The sequence below is a fragment of the Nocardia sp. NPDC051911 genome, from assembly GCF_040681035.1.
Classification (GTDB): Bacteria; Actinomycetota; Actinomycetes; order Mycobacteriales; family Mycobacteriaceae; genus Nocardia; species Nocardia sichangensis.
Genome location: NZ_JBFAXY010000006.1, coordinates 56,470 through 75,541, shown reverse-complemented (window position 1 = coordinate 75,541; position 19,072 = coordinate 56,470). Strand labels below are relative to the sequence as shown.

At 69.1% G+C, this 19,072-nt stretch carries 17 protein-coding genes; 8 read left to right on the top strand and 9 right to left on the bottom strand.

What is annotated here, in order from left to right; all coding sequences use genetic code 11:
- Positions 1 to 76: 76 nt before the first annotated feature.
- From AB0L97_RS09430 to AB0L97_RS09420, 3 genes are read right to left on the bottom strand one after another with little or no spacing between them, the layout of a single operon-like run.
- Positions 77 to 742, bottom strand: coding sequence for a GntR family transcriptional regulator (locus AB0L97_RS09430; RefSeq protein ID WP_355070104.1), 666 nt, complete (start codon positions 740 to 742; stop codon positions 77 to 79).
- Positions 729 to 1,460: a maleate cis-trans isomerase gene (locus AB0L97_RS09425; RefSeq protein WP_364426965.1), complete on the bottom strand. Its 732-nt coding sequence runs from the start codon at positions 1,458 to 1,460 to the stop codon at positions 729 to 731. The genes AB0L97_RS09430 and AB0L97_RS09425 overlap by 14 nt, the downstream gene beginning before the upstream one ends.
- 14 nt (positions 1,461 to 1,474) lie before the next feature.
- Positions 1,475 to 2,215 (bottom strand): Asp/Glu/hydantoin racemase, encoded by a 741-nt coding sequence (locus AB0L97_RS09420; RefSeq protein ID WP_356961417.1) that lies wholly within the window; start codon positions 2,213 to 2,215, stop codon positions 1,475 to 1,477.
- A gap of 86 nt (positions 2,216 to 2,301) precedes the next feature.
- Between AB0L97_RS09420 and AB0L97_RS09415 the strand changes: the two genes are divergently transcribed.
- Together AB0L97_RS09415 and AB0L97_RS09410 are read left to right on the top strand one after the other, a co-directional pair.
- A complete protein-coding gene (locus AB0L97_RS09415) occupies positions 2,302 to 3,267 on the top strand; it encodes a D-2-hydroxyacid dehydrogenase (protein WP_355070110.1) in 966 nt (321 codons plus the stop codon).
- Between the two features lie 12 nt (positions 3,268 to 3,279).
- On the top strand, positions 3,280 to 4,680 hold the full coding sequence (locus AB0L97_RS09410) for an amidase (protein ID WP_364426960.1): 1,401 nt from the start codon (positions 3,280 to 3,282) through the stop codon (positions 4,678 to 4,680).
- 47 nt (positions 4,681 to 4,727) lie between these two features.
- Here the strand turns inward: AB0L97_RS09410 and AB0L97_RS09405 are convergent, their stop codons facing one another.
- On the bottom strand, positions 4,728 to 5,222 hold the full coding sequence (locus AB0L97_RS09405; protein ID WP_364426957.1) for a DUF3830 family protein: 495 nt from the start codon (positions 5,220 to 5,222) through the stop codon (positions 4,728 to 4,730).
- 59 nt (positions 5,223 to 5,281) lie between these two features.
- Complete coding sequence (locus tag AB0L97_RS09400; RefSeq protein WP_364426954.1) at positions 5,282 to 6,523, bottom strand: aminotransferase class III-fold pyridoxal phosphate-dependent enzyme; 1,242 nt, start codon at positions 6,521 to 6,523, stop codon at positions 5,282 to 5,284.
- Positions 6,524 to 6,657: 134 nt separating this feature from the next.
- On the opposite strand from AB0L97_RS09400, the gene AB0L97_RS09395 reads away from it, so the two are divergent.
- Positions 6,658 to 8,130, top strand: coding sequence for an NAD-dependent succinate-semialdehyde dehydrogenase (locus AB0L97_RS09395; protein WP_364426951.1), 1,473 nt, complete (start codon positions 6,658 to 6,660; stop codon positions 8,128 to 8,130).
- A 10-nt stretch (positions 8,131 to 8,140) separates the two neighbouring features.
- The gene (locus AB0L97_RS09390; RefSeq protein WP_364426948.1) at positions 8,141 to 9,223 is read left to right on the top strand and encodes a tartrate dehydrogenase; all 1,083 of its coding nucleotides are present in this window, start codon (positions 8,141 to 8,143) and stop codon (positions 9,221 to 9,223) included.
- A 276-nt stretch (positions 9,224 to 9,499) separates the two neighbouring features.
- Here the strand turns inward: AB0L97_RS09390 and AB0L97_RS09385 are convergent, their stop codons facing one another.
- The 4 genes from AB0L97_RS09385 to AB0L97_RS09370 form a co-directional block, all read right to left on the bottom strand.
- Positions 9,500 to 10,168, bottom strand: coding sequence for a metal-dependent transcriptional regulator (locus AB0L97_RS09385; RefSeq protein WP_355071001.1), 669 nt, complete (start codon positions 10,166 to 10,168; stop codon positions 9,500 to 9,502).
- Between the two features lie 210 nt (positions 10,169 to 10,378).
- Entirely contained in the window at positions 10,379 to 10,873 is a 495-nt protein-coding gene (locus tag AB0L97_RS09380) for a hypothetical protein (RefSeq protein WP_364426945.1), read from the bottom strand.
- Positions 10,870 to 12,057 (bottom strand): PLP-dependent aminotransferase family protein, encoded by a 1,188-nt coding sequence (locus tag AB0L97_RS09375; RefSeq protein WP_355070124.1) that lies wholly within the window; start codon positions 12,055 to 12,057, stop codon positions 10,870 to 10,872. Before AB0L97_RS09375 ends, AB0L97_RS09380 begins: the two co-directional genes overlap by 4 nt.
- Position 12,058: 1 nt before the next feature.
- Complete coding sequence (locus AB0L97_RS09370) at positions 12,059 to 12,538, bottom strand: cupin domain-containing protein (RefSeq protein ID WP_355070126.1); 480 nt, start codon at positions 12,536 to 12,538, stop codon at positions 12,059 to 12,061.
- 402 nt (positions 12,539 to 12,940) lie between these two features.
- On the opposite strand from AB0L97_RS09370, the gene AB0L97_RS09365 reads away from it, so the two are divergent.
- The 4 genes from AB0L97_RS09365 (at position 12,941) to AB0L97_RS09350 (ending at position 19,033) form a co-directional block, all read left to right on the top strand.
- Positions 12,941 to 13,912 carry a bifunctional riboflavin kinase/FAD synthetase gene (locus AB0L97_RS09365; protein WP_355070128.1) on the top strand — a complete coding sequence of 324 codons (972 nt, stop codon included), beginning with the start codon at positions 12,941 to 12,943 and terminating at the stop codon, positions 13,910 to 13,912.
- 227 nt (positions 13,913 to 14,139) lie between these two features.
- Complete coding sequence (gene rpsO, locus AB0L97_RS09360; RefSeq protein ID WP_039799352.1) at positions 14,140 to 14,409, top strand: 30S ribosomal protein S15; 270 nt, start codon at positions 14,140 to 14,142, stop codon at positions 14,407 to 14,409.
- A gap of 956 nt (positions 14,410 to 15,365) precedes the next feature.
- Positions 15,366 to 17,654, top strand: coding sequence for a polyribonucleotide nucleotidyltransferase (locus tag AB0L97_RS09355; RefSeq protein WP_355070130.1), 2,289 nt, complete (start codon positions 15,366 to 15,368; stop codon positions 17,652 to 17,654).
- Positions 17,655 to 17,692: 38 nt separating this feature from the next.
- The gene (locus AB0L97_RS09350; protein WP_355071003.1) at positions 17,693 to 19,033 is read left to right on the top strand and encodes a pitrilysin family protein; all 1,341 of its coding nucleotides are present in this window, start codon (positions 17,693 to 17,695) and stop codon (positions 19,031 to 19,033) included.
- Positions 19,034 to 19,072: the final 39 nt, after the last annotated feature.

The following is a 19,072-nucleotide window of genomic DNA, read 5'->3' as shown; positions in this document are numbered from 1 at the left end:
CGCAAGGAAATTCGCGCAGTGTGGGAAAGTCGCCTGCGGCGGCAGTGGCCGGGTAGCGGTCGCGGTGAGTCGGCGTTCAGGAGCCGATCTGGTGCCGGAGGCGTTGCACGGCGTCGTCCATGTGCTCGACGAGCAGAGCGCGGGCGCGCGCGGGGTCGCCCGCGCCGATCGCGTCGCGCAGGCCGATGTGTTCGCGGGACTGTTCCCGCAGGTCCGGATAGGTCGTCTGCAAGGCGCCCAAGCACATGCGCGTCTCGATCAGCAAGGTGCGAGCCGCGCGTACCAGCCGCGGACTGGCCGCACTCTCCACCAGCGCCTCGTGGAAGGCCTGGTCGGCCTCCGACACGCCGACCGCGTCGCCGCGTTCGGCGCACGCGATCATCTCCTCGACGCTGGGACCGAGCGCCTCGTAGGCGATGGGGCGGCGACCGTCCAGGATCAGCTCCAGTGCGCCGCCCTCCAGTGCCGTCCTGGCCCGGTAGATGTCGACGACGTCGTCGAGGCTCAGTTCGATGACGAAGATGCCGCGGTGGCGGATGCTGCGCAGCAGACCCTCGGACACCAAGCGCTGCATCGCCTCGCGCACCGGCCCGCGCGAGACCGCGAACCGCGCCGCGAGGTCGGCCTCGCCGAGCTGCGACCCTGGCGCGAGACTGCCGCGCATGATCGCCTCGCGGAGCCGATCTGCGATCATCTCCGCGGTCGACTGCCGGTTCACCGGCTCGAAATCAACGACGGACATCGATCTGCCTTTCCGCGAACAAGGTCCCGAATCCGGGAACGACCGGCTCGGCGTCGGCCAGCCGCAGCCCTGCCCAGATCGTGACCTGATTGGCCGTCAGCACCGGTTTGCCCAGCGTAGCCTCCAGGTCCGGCAGCACCGCCACGGTGTGCATCGCGGTGTCGGGGATGAGCAGCGCCTCCGCGTCGGGATGGTCGTTGTCCGCCGCCAGCCGCAGCACCTGGGCCGGGGTGAGGGTGCCGACCTCGGCGGCGGTGTCGATCCCCGCGCTGGACATCGAGACGACGTCGATGCGCGCGTCGGCGAGGAACTCCACGAACAGCCGGGCGACCTCGTCGGGATAGCTGGCGGCGACCGCGACGGTGCGCAGTCCCAGCGTGTGCACGGCGTCGGCGAACGCGATGCTGGTGCTGGTCGCCGGGACGCCCGCGACCTCGGCCAGCGCGCGCACCTGATCGCGCGCGCCCTCGGGTCCGTAGACGAAACTGCCCGACGTGCAGGCCCAGACGATCGCGTCGGGGCGGTGCCGGGCGAGCAGTGAGGCGCCGAGGCGCAATTTCTCCGGGCTGCCCAGTTCGAGCAGTTCGGGGACGGCGTGCAGATCGGTGCCGTAGATGTGGGCCACCGGAAGGTGCGCGCCGAGCGCTGCCGCCGCGAGCGGGTAGTCGTCCTCAGCCGCGTGGTCGGGGTAGATGAAACCGACGGTGGGTGCGTGCATGTGATGTTCTTCCTTCAGAAAACGTTGAGCAGCCACTTGCCCGGGCCCATCATCGGGAGCTTCATCCGGCCGAGACATGCCCACATGGTGAGTTGGTTGGCGGTGAGCACCGGCTTGCCGAGGGCTTTCTCCAGCGGCTCGATCACGTCGTACGTGGGCAGGTTGGTACAGCTGACGAAGACGGCCTGGGCCTCGGGGTCGTCGGCGCCGACGATGCGTTCGGCGATCGTGCGATAGCTGACCTTCCAGATGCCGCCGCCGAGCCCGAGGTGATCGGAGCGGACCACCGTGCAGCCGGCTTCGGCGAGGAACTCGTGCAGCCGGTGGGTGAGGATCTCGTCGTACGGGGTCAGTACCGAGATCCGGGTGAGGTCCAGATGGCGGATCGCTTCGAGCAACGCGCCCGAGGTGGTGACCGCGTCCAGCGCCCCGGCACGGCAGATGGTGTCGCGCAACGACTTCTCGTAGGCGAGGCCTTTGATGAAACTGCCCGATGTGCACAGGTAGGCCACGACTTCGGGTTCCACGTGCAGGACGTTGCGGGTGGCCGCGGTGAGATGCGCCGCGTCGGAGACCAATTCGGCCATCTCCAGCGACACCGGAACCGGTTCGTAGGGGGTACGGGCCAGGTGCAGACTCACCTCCAGAGGCGCCCAGCGCCAGAGCTCTCGTTCGAGGGCGAGGTCGAACGGTGCGATGATCCCGATACCCCGTTGTGCAACGGGCCCTTCGAGGTCGGGAAAGCTCAAATCCACTACGGCCCCTCTCGCGCTCAGCCGGGACGACCTCCGAACACGATCGGATTGTTGACAATCATACGATGTGATCTTAGTGTGTCAATGTGGAACAGGGCCCGATTGTCGTCGTCCTGCACAGTGACAGTGTGCCCGACGACGAACGAATGGACCGAGTAGCAGGCCGCGCCACCATCCGGTACACCGAGGCGCCCGGGTTGGCGAACGCCCTGCGCGGAGCGGAGATCTTGTTCGTCTACGACTTTCGCACCCGGGCGCTGCCCGGCGCCTGGCATGCCGCCGACCGGCTGCGCTGGGTGCACATGGGATCCACCGGCGTCGATCCGGCGATGTTTCCCGAACTGCGGGCCAGTGACGTGGTCGTGACCAACACCAGAGGCGTCTTCGACGCCGCGATCGCCGAGTACGTGCTCGGGCAGATTCTCGGTTTCGCCAAGGACCTGTCCGGTTCGTTGCTGCTGCAACAACGGCACGAGTGGCGGCATCGGGAATCCGAACGGGTCGCGGGGTCGACGGCGCTGATCGTGGGCACCGGCTCGATCGGGCGTCATATCGCCCGATTGCTGCGCGCGGTCGGCATGACCGTGCGCGCCGTCGGCAGGCGGGAGCGCGCGGCGGACCCGGATTTCGGCGAGGTCACCACCGATCTGCACGCCGAACTGGCCCGCGCCGATTACGTCGTCGCGATCGCTCCGCTCACCGAGCGGACCAGGAACATGTTCGACGCCGCCGCCTTCGCCGCGATGAAGCCGCACGCCAGGTTTGTCAACGTCGGCCGCGGGGAACTCGTTGTGACCGACGATCTCGTCGCCGCGCTGCGCACCGGATCGATCGCCGCGGCGGCGCTCGATGTGGTGGACCCCGAGCCGCTCCCCGCCGATCACCCCCTGTGGGAACTGCCGAACGTCCGGATCACCCCGCACAACTCCGGTGACTTCATCGGATGGCGCACCGAGATCGTCGACGCGTTCACCGAGAACTTCGACAACTGGATCGCCGGACGTCCGCTGGACAACGTGGTCGACAAAAGGCTGGGGTATGTGCCCGGCTGAAGGAGCCCATCCATGAGCTACCCCGAAAAGAACCAACCCACCGACCCGACCGCCATGACCGCGGTCGAGCTGGTCTCGGCCTACGCGGCGGGCGCGCTGTCGCCCGTCGAGGCGACCGAGGCGATCCTGCGCGCGATCGCCGATCGCGACGGCGCGCTCAACGCCTTCTGTCTGGTCGATCCCGATCGCGCCCTGGTGCAGGCGAAGGACTCCGAGGCGCGCTGGCAGTCCGGTCATGCCAGAGGGCTGCTCGACGGCGTGCCGATCTCGATCAAGGACGTCTTCCTGACCGAGGGCTGGCCCACCCGGCGCGGCTCCACGTCCATCGACCCGGCGGGACCTTGGCTGGTGGACAGTCCGGTGGCTGCGCGGCTGCGCGAGGACGGGATGGTCTTCCTCGGCAAGACCACCACCCCGGAGATCGCGTGGAAGGCGGTCACCGACAGTCCGCTGGCGGGTGTCACGCGGAATCCGGCCGACCCGTCGACCACCGCGGGCGGCTCCTCCGGCGGCAGCGCCGCGGCCGTCGCCGCGGGCATGGGCCCGGTGTCGGTGGGCACGGACGGCGGTGGCAGCGTGCGCATTCCGGCCGCCTTCTGCGGCATCGTCGGCTTCAAGCCCACCTACGGCCGGATTCCGCTGTTCCCGGCCAGCCCGTTCGGTCCGCTGGCGCATGCGGGACCGATGACGCGCACCGTCGAGGACGCGGCGCTGCTGATGGACATCCTGTCGCTACCGGATCCGCGCGATCCCACCGCGCTGGCTCCCACGCTCGCCGCCTTCCGCGCCGAAATGCAACGCGACGTGCGGGGATTGCGCGTGGCGTACTCACCTGCGCTCGGCTACGCCACGGTCGACCCCGAGGTCGCCGCGATCGTGGAAGCGGCGGTGACCCGGCTGGCCGACGCCGAACTCCGGGTGAGCGCCGCCGATCCCGGATTCGCCGATCCGCGCGAGGCGTTCGAGCTGCTGTGGGCGGCCGGCGCGGCCACCATGCTGTCCGGGTACCCGGAAGGTACGCGCGAACGGGTGGATCCGGGCCTGCGCGCGGTCTGGGAGCGCGGTGAAACCGTCACCGCCGTCGAGTATCTCGACGCGCGCAACGTCGCGGCCCAGATCGGTATCACCATGGGCGCCTTCCACAACGACTACGACATCCTGATCACTCCGACGGTGCCGATTCCCGCGTTCGAAGCGGGACACGACGTGCCACCGGGCAGCGGCCTGCGCAGCTGGCCCGAATGGACGCCGTTCACCTACCCGTTCAACATGACCCAGCAACCCGCGATCAGTATCCCGGCGGGCACGACTCGCGCGGGTCTACCGGTCGGGATGCAGATCATCGGCCCACGCCACTCCGACGATCTGATCCTCGCGGTAGCCCGCTACGCCGAATTCGTGCTGGCTTCCTGAAAGCGAATGGCCCCGCGGAAGACCGCGGGGCCACTCGTCACCGTCGCTCAGGCGCGGGCGAAGACGAGCGTCTCGCCCTGCACACCGTGCAACCACAGCGTGTTGCAGGCCGCGGCCATCTCGGCGAGCCCCTCCTCGATGGTGGCGAACACATTGCCCGGCACCCACCCGAGGTCGCCGTTGATCAGCAGATTGTTGCGGCCGTAGAACAGCGCGAGATCGGTCGCCCCGCGCTCGTGCTCGGCCGCGGAACCGGGCTCGTAGCCGTAGGCCGGATTGCCGATCTCCCACGGCTCGAAGTCGAACAGGCACACATCGCCGGGGATGGGCGTGACCGTCGGATTCTCCCGATGCGGGGCCGCGCCGATGCGCGGGAGCAGGGTGTACACCTCGTTGCGGGCGTACTTGGCGTGGAAGGCGTCGCCTTCCAGCGGCAGCGCGTTCCACACCGCGGCGCAGGTCTGCGGCGCTTCCTCGTCCAGCAAACGGGCGCGGCAGGTCACCGCGGCTTTGGTGAGCGTGATGGTGATGTAGCGGGCCATGCGGTCCTGCTTCCTGATCGGGCCCGCCGGGCGGGCACTGCGGACGGGTGGGGTGCGCGCTACAACTCGGCGAGCACCTCGGACCAGATCGCCAGAGCGTCCTCGATCTGAGTATCGGTCACGATCAGCGGCGGAATCATCCGCACCACGTTCATGTGCGCGCCGCAGGTCAACAGCAGCAGTCCCTTGTCCACCGCCGCGCGCTGGGCGGCCGCGGCGGTGGCCGTATCGGGCTCGCCGGTGGCCGTGGTGAATTCGGCGCCCACGAGCAGTCCGAGGCCGCGGACGTCGCCGATCGCCTTGGTGGCGCTCTCGCGCATACCGCGCAGCAGTTGCGCCCCTCGGGCGGCCGCGTTGTCCACCAGCCCTTCGGATTCGATCACGTCGAGCGTGGCGATCGCCGCCGCGCACGCCACCGCGTTGCCACCGTAGGTGCCGCCCTGCGAACCCGGCCACGCCCGCGTCATCAGTTCGCGCGGCGCCGCGATGCCGGACAGGGGAAAGCCGCTGGCCAGGCCCTTCGCGATGGTGATCACGTCGGGCCGGACGCCGAAGTGCTGATGCCCGAAGAACTTCCCGGTGCGGCCGAAACCGGTCTGGATCTCGTCGAAGACCAGCAGGATGCCGTGCCGGTCGGCGCGTTCGCGCAGCCCGTGGAAGAACTCGGTGTTGCCGGGGACGTAACCGCCCTCACCGAGCACCGGCTCCACGATGAACGCGGCGGTCTCGGCGGGCGAGGTGAGCGTGGCGAACAAGTAGTCGAGTTCGCGCAGCGCGAAGGCGGTGGCCTCCCGCTCGCTCCAGCCATAGCGGTAGGCGGTGGGGAAGGGCGCGACGTGCACGCCCGGCATGAGCGGGCTGAACCCGGCCGAGAAGCGGGTGCCCGAGGTGGTCATGGTCGCGGCGGCCACGGTGCGGCCGTGGAAACCGCCGTGGAAGACGACGACGTTCGGCCGCCCGGTGGCCTGGCGCACCAGTCGCAGTGCGGCCTCGACCGCCTCGCTGCCGGAGTTCGCGAAGAACAGCGTGTCCAGTCCTTCCGGAAGCACCGCGCCGAGCCGTTCGGTCAGCTCCAGCAGCGGCCGATGCAGCACGGTCGTGTACTGGCCGTGGATCAGCGAAGCGACCTGTGCCTGCGCGGCGGCGACCACTTTCGGATGGCAGTGGCCGGTGCTGGTCACGCCGATGCCGGCGGTGAAGTCCAGGTAGCGGCGTCCGTCGGTGCCGTAGAGGTAGCACCCCGCGCCGTGGTCGACGGTCACCGGAGTGGCCTGTTTCAGGATGGGCGAGAGCTCGGTCATGGTGGTTCGCCTCCCGGTGCGGGTGGGATGGAGGGTCATTGTCTATTGTCGGATTGTCGACAATATGCATAACATGGCCGCACGGGTCGCAGCAATGGCCGGACGCTGCGCGCTGCCGAAAGGAGCCACCGACCATGCTCACCGAAAGCGCGCTGAGCGCGCCCGAACGCGCCGCGATCGACACGGTGCCGCGCGGCTTGTTCATCCAGGGGCAGTGGCGGGCGACGACCCGCACGCTGCCGGTCTTCGATCCGTCGACGGGTGGACTGCTGTGCGAAGTAGCCGACGCGACGCCGGACGACGGTCGCGCGGCGCTGGACGCGGCGTGCGCGGCGCAGGCCGACTGGGCAGCCACCGCGCCGCGCGAGCGCAGCGATCTGCTGATGCGCGTGCATCGCGCGTTGCTGGCCGACACCGACCGGCTCGGGCTGATCGCGACCCTCGAAATGGGCAAGCCGCTGGCCGAGGCGCGCGGTGAGATCGCCTACGCCGCGGAGTTCTTCCGCTGGTTCGCCGAGGAAGCCGTCCGCCTGGACGGCGGGTACATGCCCGCGCCGACCGGCGGCTCGCGTTTTCTGGTGGCCCGGCAGCCGGTCGGTCCGAGCCTGCTCATCACGCCATGGAACTTTCCCGTCGCCATGGGCGCGCGCAAGATCGCGCCCGCGCTCGCCGCGGGCTGCACCTGCGTCGTGAAACCCGCGGAGCAGACGCCGCTTTCGATGCTGGCGCTGGCTCAGGTGCTGGCGGACGCCGGGTTGCCGGCCGGGGTGGTCAACGTCGTCACGACGGCGGATCCCGCCGCGGTGATGACTCCGCTGATCCTCGACGACCGCTCGCGCAAGCTGTCGTTCACTGGCTCGACGGCGGTCGGCAAGCAGTTGCTCGCGCAGTGCGCGCAGACGGTGATGCGCACCTCGATGGAACTGGGCGGCAACGCGCCGCTGCTGGTTTTCGACGACGCGGATCTCGACGAGGCGGTCGAGGGCACGGTGGCGGCGAAGATGCGCAACATCGGTCAGGCGTGCACCGCCGCCAATCGGATTCTGGTTCAGCGCGGCGTCGCCGAGGTCTTCGCGCGCAGGCTCGCCGAGCGGCTGGCGGCCCTGCCGATGGGCCGGGGCACCGAGCCGGACGTCGTGGTCGGCCCGCTGATCGATACCGAGGCCGTCGCCAAGGTGCAGCGCTTGGTCGACGATGCCCGCGCCCGGGGGGCCGGGGTGCTAACCGGAGGGGCGGCCTGGGACGGACCGGGCACTTTCTATCCCGCGACCGTCCTGGTCGACGTCCCCGACGACGCCGAGTTGTGCCACACCGAGATCTTCGGACCGGTCGCCGCGATCGGCGTCTTCGACACCGAGGACGAAGCCGTGCGCCGGGCCAACGACACTCCCTACGGGCTGGTGAGCTACGTGTTCACCGAGAATCTCCGGCGCGGACTGCGGGTGTGCGAGGCGCTGGAAACCGGGATGGTCGGCCTCAACCAGGGCGTGGTGTCGAATCCGGCCGCGCCCTTCGGCGGCGTCAAGGAATCCGGGCTCGGACGCGAGGGCGGGCTGACCGGGATCGACGAATTCCTGGAGACCAAGTACATCGGAGTGCGACTGTGAAGGAGTGCCAGTGAGCGAGTACCGCATCGCCACCATCCCGGGTGACGGGATCGGAGTCGACGTCACCGCGGCGGCGGTACGTGTGCTCGACGCCGTGCTGCCCGGTCTGGCATGGACCGAATTCGACTGGTCGTGCGAGAACTACGTGCGCACGGGCGCCATGATGCCGCCGGACGGCGCGCAGCGGCTCGCGGGCTTCGACGCGATCCTGCTCGGCGCTGTCGGCTTTCCCGGTGTGCCCGACCATGTTTCGCTGTGGGGCCTGCTGATCCCGCTGCGCCGCGCTTTCGGTCAGTACGTCAACCTGCGCCCGGTGCGCCTGCTGCCCGGCACGGAATCGGCACTGCGCGGCCGGACCGCCGACGATCTGGACATCCTCATCGTGCGGGAGAACTCCGAGGGCGAGTACTCGCGGATCGGCGGCATCCACAACGAGGGCCGCCCCGACGAATTCGTGCTCCAGGAATCGGTGTTCACCCGCACCGGATGCGAGCGAATCATCCGCTACGCCTTCGAGCGGGCCGCCGAGCGATCCGGGCGATTGTGCTCGGCGACCAAGTCGAACGGGCTCATCCATTCGATGCCCTACTGGGACAGTGTGTTCGAACGCGTCGGGACCGAGTATCCCCAGGTGCGGACGCGGCAGATGCACGTCGACGCGCTGGCCGCCGAAATCGTGCTGCACCCGGACCGGCTGGACGTGATCGTGGGCTCGAACCTGTTCGGCGACATCCTCTCCGACCTCGCCGCCGCGGTGACCGGCGGGCTCGGCTTGGCGCCGTCGGGCAACGTCAACCCCGAGCGCACCGGCCCCTCGATGTTCGAGGCGGTGCACGGCAGCGCGCCCGACATCGCCGGTCAGGGCATCGCGAACCCCGTCGCGCAGGTCCTGGCGGGCGCGATGCTGCTGGATCATCTCGGCGAGTCCGCCGCGGCGGCCGCGGTGGACCGAGCGGTGTGCGACGTGCTCGCCGCGGGGGAGGTCCGCACCCCGGACCTCGGTGGCACCTCGACCACCGACGAACTGGGCGACGCCATCGCCGCCCGCGCGGACGAGTTGGTGTGTCCCGCCCTCAGGGCCGACCTGGGCTGAGTCCGCGGCCGGAACCGCCTCGGAAACCGGGGGTGTTCGGAAGCGGTCTGGGCGGGATCGTTTCGCCGGTTTCCGGGCATCGGGCTTCGCGGTGGTCATCCATCGCCGGGCTCGAGTCGTATGCGCCCGCGCGTGGCCGGCGGAGGGGCTGCGTGACCCCGGTCCTGCGCCATGCCGTTACCCGGTGCGGCCCCGATGGCACGCCCGGCGGCGTCCGAGCCCGACGCACCCGCTATCGCCGGTTCGACGGGGTGGGCCTGATCTGTGGAGCCCCGGTCAGGCGGTGAGCCAGATGGCCTCGGCGGCGGGGCGCCCGAGGTCGGTCGGTGATTCGGTGGCGCCGATGCGGATGGCGATGGTGCCCGCGAAGTCGCGGCGTTCGACGACGGCGATGGCGGTGTCCAGGGCGATGCCGACGGAGTCGAAGTAGCGCAGCATGTCGGGATCGGCGTCGGAGATGCGCGCGACCCGGCCGGATTCACCGGCATGGAAGTCGCTGAGCTGGCGCGCGGGCGGGGTGGGCACCGCGCCGTCCACCGACGGGATCGGGTCGCCGTGCGGATCGCGATCGGGGTATCCGAGTTTGGCGTCGATCCGGGCCATCAGCAGCTCGGAGACCGCGTGCTCGAGCACCTCGGCTTCGTCGTGCACCTCGTCCCAGCCGTAGCCGAGCTCGTTCACCAGGAAGGTCTCGATGAGCCGATGCCTGCGCACCATCGCGACGGCGGCTCGGCGGCCCTCCGGGGTGAGGGCGATCGCGCCGTAGCGGGCGTGCTCGACCAACCCTTGGTCGGCGAGCTTGCGGACGGCTTCGGACACGGTCGAGGCCGATACGCCGATCCGTTCGGCGAGCAACTTGGTGGTCACCTTCTCCTGCGACCACTCCTGCGCGGTCCAGATGACCTTCAGGTAGTCCTGGGCGACCGACGAGAGCACAGGCGCGATCGTCGCGGTACCGCCGTGCGCATCGCCCGGCGCCGGGGCGTCGGCCAACTCGCGTCGAGTGGCGATATCTCGTTTACCTGGCACATACCCGAGCTTAGGCACTGGCGCGCCGATACACACATCCTCGACCTGCCGTCGGCCGATCGACAGCGAATCGCTATTCGCCGTTCACCCATTTGGAAGCGGTGGACCGATGCCGGTCCGCCTGGGTCATACCGTTCTCGACAGATCCAGCGTGTTCCGATGCGCGGCCACGCCGTCGAATCGGCGACCGGCCAACCGGGCGGTCGCGGGCGCGCCGACCGGCTCGCCGGACAACTCGTAGAACGTCGCCGTGGCGCGTCCGGTGAAGTCGTCGCCGGTCACGTCGAGTTCGAAGGCGACGATCCCTTTGCGGACTACGGCGGGGTCGGTGCGATCGACGGTGAACTCCAAGAAGGCGCCGGTGACCCGGTTGCCCGCGCCGTGCCAGGTGCCCATGCCGTTGCTGTCGCTCGTGGCGCGATTGCCGTGGTCGGGATTCGATTGCAGCATCGTGCCGCCAGGGTGGAACTGCATCACGTGGTAGCCGAACGGAGCGCCGTCGGCGCGAACCTCCCAGGTGCCGAGCACCGGATGCCGATCGCTCGCGCTGTGTTCGTCGCCGGCACGAGTTGGCCTCTGCGCGATCACGCTGCGCTGCCGCCTCCGGGCCTGACCACTCATACCGTCTCCCCGCAGACGAACGCCAGTGCGGCGATGCCCCGATCGATGGCGTCGCGCGGCACGTTCGCGAAACTCAGCCGCATGGTGTTGCGGTGCTCGGTGATGTCGTCGGCGTAGAACGCGCTGCCGGGCAGGAACGCGACTCCGTGCCGCAGTGCCCGCGCCAGCAGCGCGTCGGCATCGAAACCCGGCGGCCCCTCGACCCACAGGAACATCCCGCCCTCCGGCTCGACCCACCGGAACCCGGCCGGGAAATGCCGCTCGAGCGCGACCGTCAACGCGTCCAACTTGGCCGAATAGGCGTCGACGACATGAGCGAGGTGCGCGGCCCCGTCCGGACTGCCGAGAAATTCGGCCGCAATCGCCTGGCAGTACGTCGAGGTCTGCATGTCGATGCCCTGCTTCAACGCGAGCACGGTCCGCAGCAGATCCGGGGGCATAACGGTGATCCCGACGCGGATCGCAGGAGCGAGAGTTTTCGACAGGGACGTGATGTACACCGAGTTGTCCGGGGCGAAAGACGACAACGCGGGCGGTGCCACACCGCGATAGCGCAGGTCGGTGTAGACGTCGTCTTCGATGACCAGCGTGCCGTGGCGGACGACGATCTCGGCGATTCGTTCGCGCCGATCGACGGGCATCGTCCGGCCGGTCGGATTCTGGAAAGTCGGCAGTAGGTAGACGAATGCCGTATCGTATCGAGCCAGGGCTTCTTCGAGCGCTTCCGGAACGATGCCGAATTCGTCGGACGGCACCGCCACGACGGTCGCTCCGTGGCTGCGGAATTCCTTGACCGCCGGGCCGTAAGTGGGGGTTTCGACCAGAACCACGTCCTGCGGGTCGAGCAGCGCCAAACACACGTTGTGCAATGCGCCGGAGCCGCCGGTCGAGATATGCAGGCGCTCGAGCGTGCACTGAATATCGCGGCCGTGCAGAAGGTTTCGGGCTTCGTCCAACAGCGGAGCGAATCCCCGGGTCATGCCGTATTGGAGGACGGCGCTGCCGTATCTGCCGATGACCGTTTGCGCCAGCGTCGCCACGAGCTCGCTCGGCAGCAGAGCGGGATCGGGCGCTCCGACCGCGAAGGACACCACGTCGGGGCGGCCTGCCAGTGCCGCGAAGATATCGTCGATGGGACCGCTGGTCACCTCGGCCGCGCCGCGGCTGCGTTTGCCGACGGCCATGTCAGGCGCCGGCCGGCCCGCGCCGCCGCAGGCGGGCAACGGCTTCGGGCACGTGGGCGTCGTACTCCGGCGTCAGCACCACGTCGTCGTTGAACAGGGGATCGGTCCGCATTTCCACCGCGACCAGGTCCTCGGCATCGTCGAGGTTCACCGCCACGTGCACGACGCCGTCGGGGATGTAGATGAACTCACCGGGACCGTGGAAATAGGGCGTCAGTTCCGGGCCGATCAAGGTGGCCGCTCGCCCGCGCAGGCAAACGACGACGATCTCGCTGTGCGCGTGATAATGCGCTTTCGACATCGCTCCCGGGGCCATGTTGACCATGCCCGCCGAAATGCCGGTGGCGCCACAGGTTTCCGTGGTGATGCAAGGAATGAGGCGTTGTCGTTGCCGTCCGATTGTTTCGGCCGCATCGGACGGTTTGATCACACGCACGTGCTTGACTGCGCTTTTCATGGCTACTCCGGGGCATTCCGTCATCGACGAATTGGACGCTAGACCATTCCCGCTGCTGGTGAGACGAGCTTGCGGGCCCGTGGAAAACCCGGGGTATATCGGCGCTTTCGCGAATCCGTCCGGTTAGTTTCCGGTGCGCGAAGACTTCCGCGGCGATGTCGCCGACCCCGACGTAGCGGCCCCGCGGCGCGCCGTCGTGCGACGGCCACGGCGACCTGCCGGTTATCCCACCGCCGCGGTTGCGGCACGAGTCGTGCCGCGGTTCGGATGATCCGACCGGTTCGCGGCGCGGCCGCGCGGCGCGAACCGGCGCGCGGGGCCCCGGCGCGCTTCGCACCTCCACGTCGGCTCACGGCCGCGCAACCGTTGTGTGAGATCAGCACGCCCGAATACTGTTCGCTACCTGATTTGCGTAGGCTGCGCACTGTGCAGAGATGGCGAAGTCTCGACGAGGTGCCCGCGGACTGGGGGCGCTGTGTCCTCACGATCGGTGTGTTCGACGGTGTGCACCGCGGCCACGCGCAGCTGATCAGCCGGGCCGTGAAGTCCGCCGCCGCGCGCGGCGTGCCCGCGGTGCTGATGACGTTCGATCCGCACCCGATGGAAGTGGTCCGCCCCGGGTCGCACCCCGCGCAATTGACCACCCTGACCCGCCGCGCCGAACTGGCCGAGGAACTGGGTGTCGACGTGTTCTGCGTCATGCCCTTCACCCAGGAGTTCATGAAGCTGACTCCGGCGAGCTATGTCCACGACCTGCTGGTGGAGCGGCTGCACGTGGTGGAGGTGGTGGTCGGCGACAACTTCACCTTCGGCAAGAAGGCCGCGGGCACGGTCGAGACCATGCGCGAGCTCGGCAAGCGATTCGGTTTCGAGGTCGACGGCGTGACGCTGCTCGCCGAACACGCCGTGACCTTCTCCTCGACTTATATCCGCTCGTGCGTCGACGCGGGGGACATGGCGGCCGCCGCCGAGGCGCTCGGGCGTCCGCACCGGGTGGAGGGCGTCGTCGTACACGGTGACGGCCGCGGCAAGCAACTCGGCTTCCCGACCGCGAACGTCGCGCCGCCGATGCATGCCGCCATTCCCGCCGACGGCGTGTACGCCGGGTGGTTCACCGTGCTCGGCCCCGGCCCCACCATCGGCACCGTCACCCCGGGCGAGCGGGCCATGGCCGCCGTCTCGGTGGGCACCAACCCGACCTTCTCCGGACGCGCCCGCACGGTGGAGGCGTACGTGCTCGACGGCGAGGCCGATCTCTACGGTCAGCACGTCGCGGTGGACTTCGTCGAGCACATCCGGGGCCAGCGCAAATTCGACTCGGTGGACGAGCTCATCGAGTGCATGGGCCGCGACGTGGAGACCGCGCGCAAAATCCTCACCGCCGTCGACGCCCGCTGAGCGTCGGGAATTCCGAACTCGAGCGGATCGCTGTAGCGGCGGGTCTCGTGCTCGATCAGCGCGGGCGAGCGTCGTTGCCCGGATGGGACTCGGTCGGCCCGCGATTTCGGCGGGAAGATCCCGGTCCGGTAGGGTGGTCCCTCGGGTTTGCTGCGGTCCGCGGTGGCGCCCGCACCCGGGTAACCGGACATTCGAGCGCGGAACTGAGAAACAGGAGTGGATGCCCCATGGCACTGACCACCGAGCAGAAGTCGGCGATTCTCGCCGAGTACGGCCTGCACGAGAAGGACACCGGTTCCCCGGAGGCGCAGATCGCGCTGCTTTCCAAGCGCATCGCCGACATCACCGAGCACCTGAAGAAGCACAAGCACGACCACCACACCCGCCACGGCCTGATGGCGCTGATCGGTCGTCGCAAGCGGCTGTCGAAGTACCTGCAGGACAACGACATCAACCGCTACCGTTCGCTGATCGAGCGGCTCGGGCTCAGGCGCTGATTTCCAGCGCCTGCGGCGCTGGGTGTTCGCCGCCCCTTCATGGCTCGCGTCCGAGCGGCCACTGCTGGCGACTTCGTCGCGGACGCAGCGGCCACTCGGACGCGAGCCGGGCGGCGAACGGAACAGGCTTGGTCTCGCTTCGCTCGAAAGACGTGGTCGAGGTGAGCTGAGCGCGCCTTGTGCTGACGGTGCGGTCCGGGTGGCGGGACCGTGTTGTCGAGGGTTATCCGTCGGCGGGGCCTTGTTGTCGGGAGTTATCCGTCGGCGAGGCCGTGTTGTTCGGGAAGTATCCGTTGGTGGGGCTGCGGTGTCGGTTTGTTCGTTCGCCGTCCGGCGGGGCCGTCGATGGAGAGTTGCTGTTCTAAGCGTTCGGGTCGCCGCTGGTAACCATTGCTCGTGGTGCTTTCGCGCTGCCGAGTCGTGCACGCCTACGTGCTCGTGAGGCGATCCGTCGTGGTTCATACGGACCCGACGCGGGCCGGGGGTTGTTGCGCCTGCCGCGTCAGAAATCAGGGGTATCGGTCCGGCCCTGCTTGCGCGGTTTCCGGCCGTGGCCACCGGGCAGCCGGTGCGCCGATGGACGGAGTGGTAGGCGGCTGCTCGACACGGGGGTGTCCGAGGCGGTCGCTGGTTCGGCCAACGGGGAGACGTACAATCGCACCGTTGGTTATATGTGTACAGGGGTGCGGATTGCCCCCGTCGCACGACAACATTGCACAGCCGTATGCACCCGTCGCGTGGCGTCGGTCTTCGGTAGTGGCCTATCGGCAGCGAGTTGGCGCCGTCGGGCTTCGATCGATGACCGCCTCCGCGTCGCCGTGTCCAAGGGGATTCGGCCGGGTGTGCGCGCCGCAGCCAGGAGGGTTGCCGCGCGTCCGTACCCGGTACGGCTGACGACAGCCGGATCGCGCCAGCGTGCGCTGGAGCCGGCGAAGACGAGAGGTTGAGAGAGAAGAATGACCGAAACAACTGAACGCAAGAGCTCGGCCGTCGAGGTCGAGCCGGGCGTGTTCGAATCCGTAGCGCTGATCGACAACGGCAGCTACGGCACCCGCACCATCCGGTTCGAGACCGGACGCCTCGCCAGGCAGGCCGCCGGTTCGGTCGTCGCCTACCTGGACGACGAGACCATGCTGCTGTCGGCCACCACCGCGGGCAAGCAGCCCAAGGACCAGTTCGACTTCTTCCCGCTGACGGTTGACGTCGAGGAGCGGATGTACGCCGCGGGCCGCATCCCCGGGTCGTTCTTCCGCCGCGAGGGCCGCCCCTCCACCGACGCGATCCTGACCTGCCGCCTGATCGACCGTCCGCTGCGTCCGTCGTTCGTCGACGGCCTGCGCAACGAGATCCAGGTCGTGGTCACCGTGCTGAGCCTGGACCCCAAGGACCTCTACGACGTGGTGGCCATCAACGCCGCGTCCGCGTCCACCCAGATCGCGGGCCTGCCGTTCTCCGGCCCGGTCGGCGGCGTGCGCGTCGCGCTGATCCACGACGGGGCGGGATCCCAATGGGTGGCCTTCCCGACCACCGAGCAGCTCGAGGGCGCGGTATTCGACATGGTCGTCGCGGGCCGCGTGGTCGAGTCAGGTGACGTCGCGATCATGATGGTCGAGGCGGAGGCGACCGAGAACGTCATCGCGCTGGTCGACGGCGGTGCGCAGGCGCCGACCGAGGCTGTCGTCGCCGAGGGGCTCGAGGCCGCCAAGCCGTTCATCGCCCGCCTCTGCCGCGCGCAGCAGGACCTGGCCGAACTGGCCGCCAAGCCCACCGAGGAGTTCCCGCTCTTCCCGCCGTACGGCCGGGACGTGTACGAGGCCGTCGAGGGCACCGCGAAGCGTGAGCTGGGCGAGGCGCTGAGCATCTCCGGCAAGCAGGAGCGCGAGGAGAAGATCGACGAGATCAAGCTCGCCGTGCTCGACCGCCTGGCCGACGACTACGCCGGGCGGGAGAAGGAACTGGGCGCGGCATTCCGCTCCGTCACCAAGAAGCTGGTCCGTCAGCGGATCCTGTCCGACGGCTTCCGCATCGACGGCCGCGGGCTGGCCGATATCCGCGCGCTGTCCGCCGAGGTCGCTGTGGTGCCCCGGGCGCACGGCTCGGCGCTGTTCGAGCGTGGCGAGACCCAGATCCTGGGCGTCACCACGCTGGACATGGTGAAGATGGCCCAGCAGGTCGACTCGCTCGGCCCGGAGACCAGCAAGCGCTACATGCACCACTACAACTTCCCGCCGTTCTCCACCGGCGAGACCGGCCGGGTGGGTTCGCCCAAGCGTCGCGAGATCGGCCACGGCGCGCTGGCCGAGCGGGCGCTGATTCCCGTGCTGCCCAGCCAGGAGGAGTTCCCTTACGCCATCCGTCAGGTGTCGGAGGCGCTGGGATCCAACGGCTCCACCTCGATGGGTTCGGTGTGCGCCTCCACCCTGTCGCTGCTCAACGCCGGTGTGCCGCTGAAGGCGCCGGTCGCCGGCATCGCGATGGGTCTGGTGTCGGACACCATCACCAACGACCAGGGTGAGGAAGAAGTCCGCTACGTCGCGCTGACCGACATCCTCGGCGCCGAGGACGCCTTCGGCGACATGGACTTCAAGGTCGCGGGCACCCGCCAGTTCGTCACCGCGTTGCAGCTGGACACCAAGCTGGACGGCATCCCGTCGCAGGTGCTGGCCGGCGCGCTGAGCCAGGCCCACGACGCGCGCACCACGATCCTGGACGTGATGGCCGAGGCCATCACCACCCCGGACGAGATGAGCCCGTACGCGCCGCGCGTCACCGCGATCAAGATCCCGGTCGACAAGATCGGCGAGGTGATCGGCCCCAAGGGCAAGGTGATCAACCAGATCACCGAGGACACCGGCGCCAACATCTCCATCGAGGACGACGGCACCGTGTTCGTCGGCGCGACCGACGGCCCGTCCGCGCAGGCCGCGATCGACGCCATCAACGCCATCGCCAACCCGCAGCTGCCGAAGGTCGGCGAGCGCTTCCTGGGCACGGTCGTCAAGACCACCGCCTTCGGCGCGTTCGTCTCGCTGCTGCCGGGCCGCGACGGTCTGGTGCACATCTCCAAGCTGGGCAACGGCAAGCGCGTGGCGAAGGTCGAGGACGTGGTGAACGTCGGCGACAAGCTGCGGGTGGAGATCGCCGACATCGACAATCGCGGCAAGATCTCGCTCGTGCCGGTCGAGGAGAACGCCGAGGAGACCGGCGATGACACGGCCGATGCGGGTTCGGCCGGGACCGAGTAGTACTTGTCTCTGTGACGAAGAAGAAGACGACAACCCCTCTGCTCAGCACCGGGCAGGGGGGTTCGTCACTCGAGCTGCGGGCGGACTCGGACAGCGGCGTGCGGCGTACCGTACTGCCCGGCGGATTGCGGGTGGTCACCGAGCATCTGCCCGGGGTGCGTTCGGCGTCCGTGGGTGTTTGGGTCGGTGTCGGATCGCGTGACGAGGGCCCGAGCGTCGCGGGAGCTGCCCACTTCCTGGAGCACCTGCTGTTCAAGGCGACGCCGACGCGGTCGGCCCTGGACATCGCCGAGGCGATGGACGCGGTCGGCGGCGAGCTGAACGCGTTCACCGCGAAGGAGCAGACCTGCTACTACGCGCATGTCCTGGACGACGACCTGCCCTTGGCGGTCGACATGGTCTCCGACGTGGTGCTCAACGGCTTGTGCCGGGCCTCGGACGTGGACGTGGAGCGGCAGGTGGTGCTCGAGGAGATCGCCATGCGCGACGACGACCCCGAGGACCTGGTCGGCGACTCCTTCTTGGCGGCGTTGTTCGGCGATCATCCGATCGGGCGTCCGGTGATCGGCTCGATCGAATCCATCGAGGGGATGCGGGCCGCGCAGCTGCGGTCGTTCCACCTGCGGCGTTACCGGCCGGACCGGATGGTGGTCGCGGTCGCGGGCAACGTGGAGCACGACCACACCGTGGAATTGGTGCATCGTGCCTTCGAGAACCGGCTCGACCTGGCGGCGGCGCCCGCCCGGCGGCGCGAGGGCCGGTTCCGCCCACACGGCGACCCGCAGCTGCACTGGAGCCATCGCGACAGCGAGCAGGCTCATCTGGTGTTCGGCGTGCGCGCCTTCGGGCGGCACGAAGGGGACCGGCGCTGGCCGCTGTCGGTGTTGAACACCGTGGTCGGCGGCGGGTTGAGTTCCCGTCTGTTCCAGCGCATCCGGGAGGAGCGCGGACTGGCCTATTCGGTGTATTCCAGCGTGGACACCTTCGCCGACACCGGAGCGTTCTCGGTCTACATCGGCTGCCAGCCGGAGAACCTCGGTCAGGTGGCGGCACTGGCCCGCGGCGTTCTCGAGGAAGTCGCAGCCGACGGCATCAGCGACGCCGAGTGCGCCCGCGCCAAGGGCTCGTTGCGCGGCGGGCTGGTGCTCGGTCTGGAGGATTCGGCCTCGCGCATGAACCGGTTGGGGCGCAGCGAACTCAGCTACGGCAACCACCGCACCGTGTCGGAGACCTTGGCCCGCATCGACGCCGTCACGACCGAGGAAGTGTCGGCCGTCGCGCGGACCTTGCTGGCGCGGCCGTTCGCCGCGTCGGTCGCCGGACCGTACAAGCGCACCCGTGATCTGCCCGCTGCCGTCCGGCGGCTGGTGCCGAGCTGATCCGCACGCGGGCGCGGGGTTGCCGCTTGGCGGAGCATC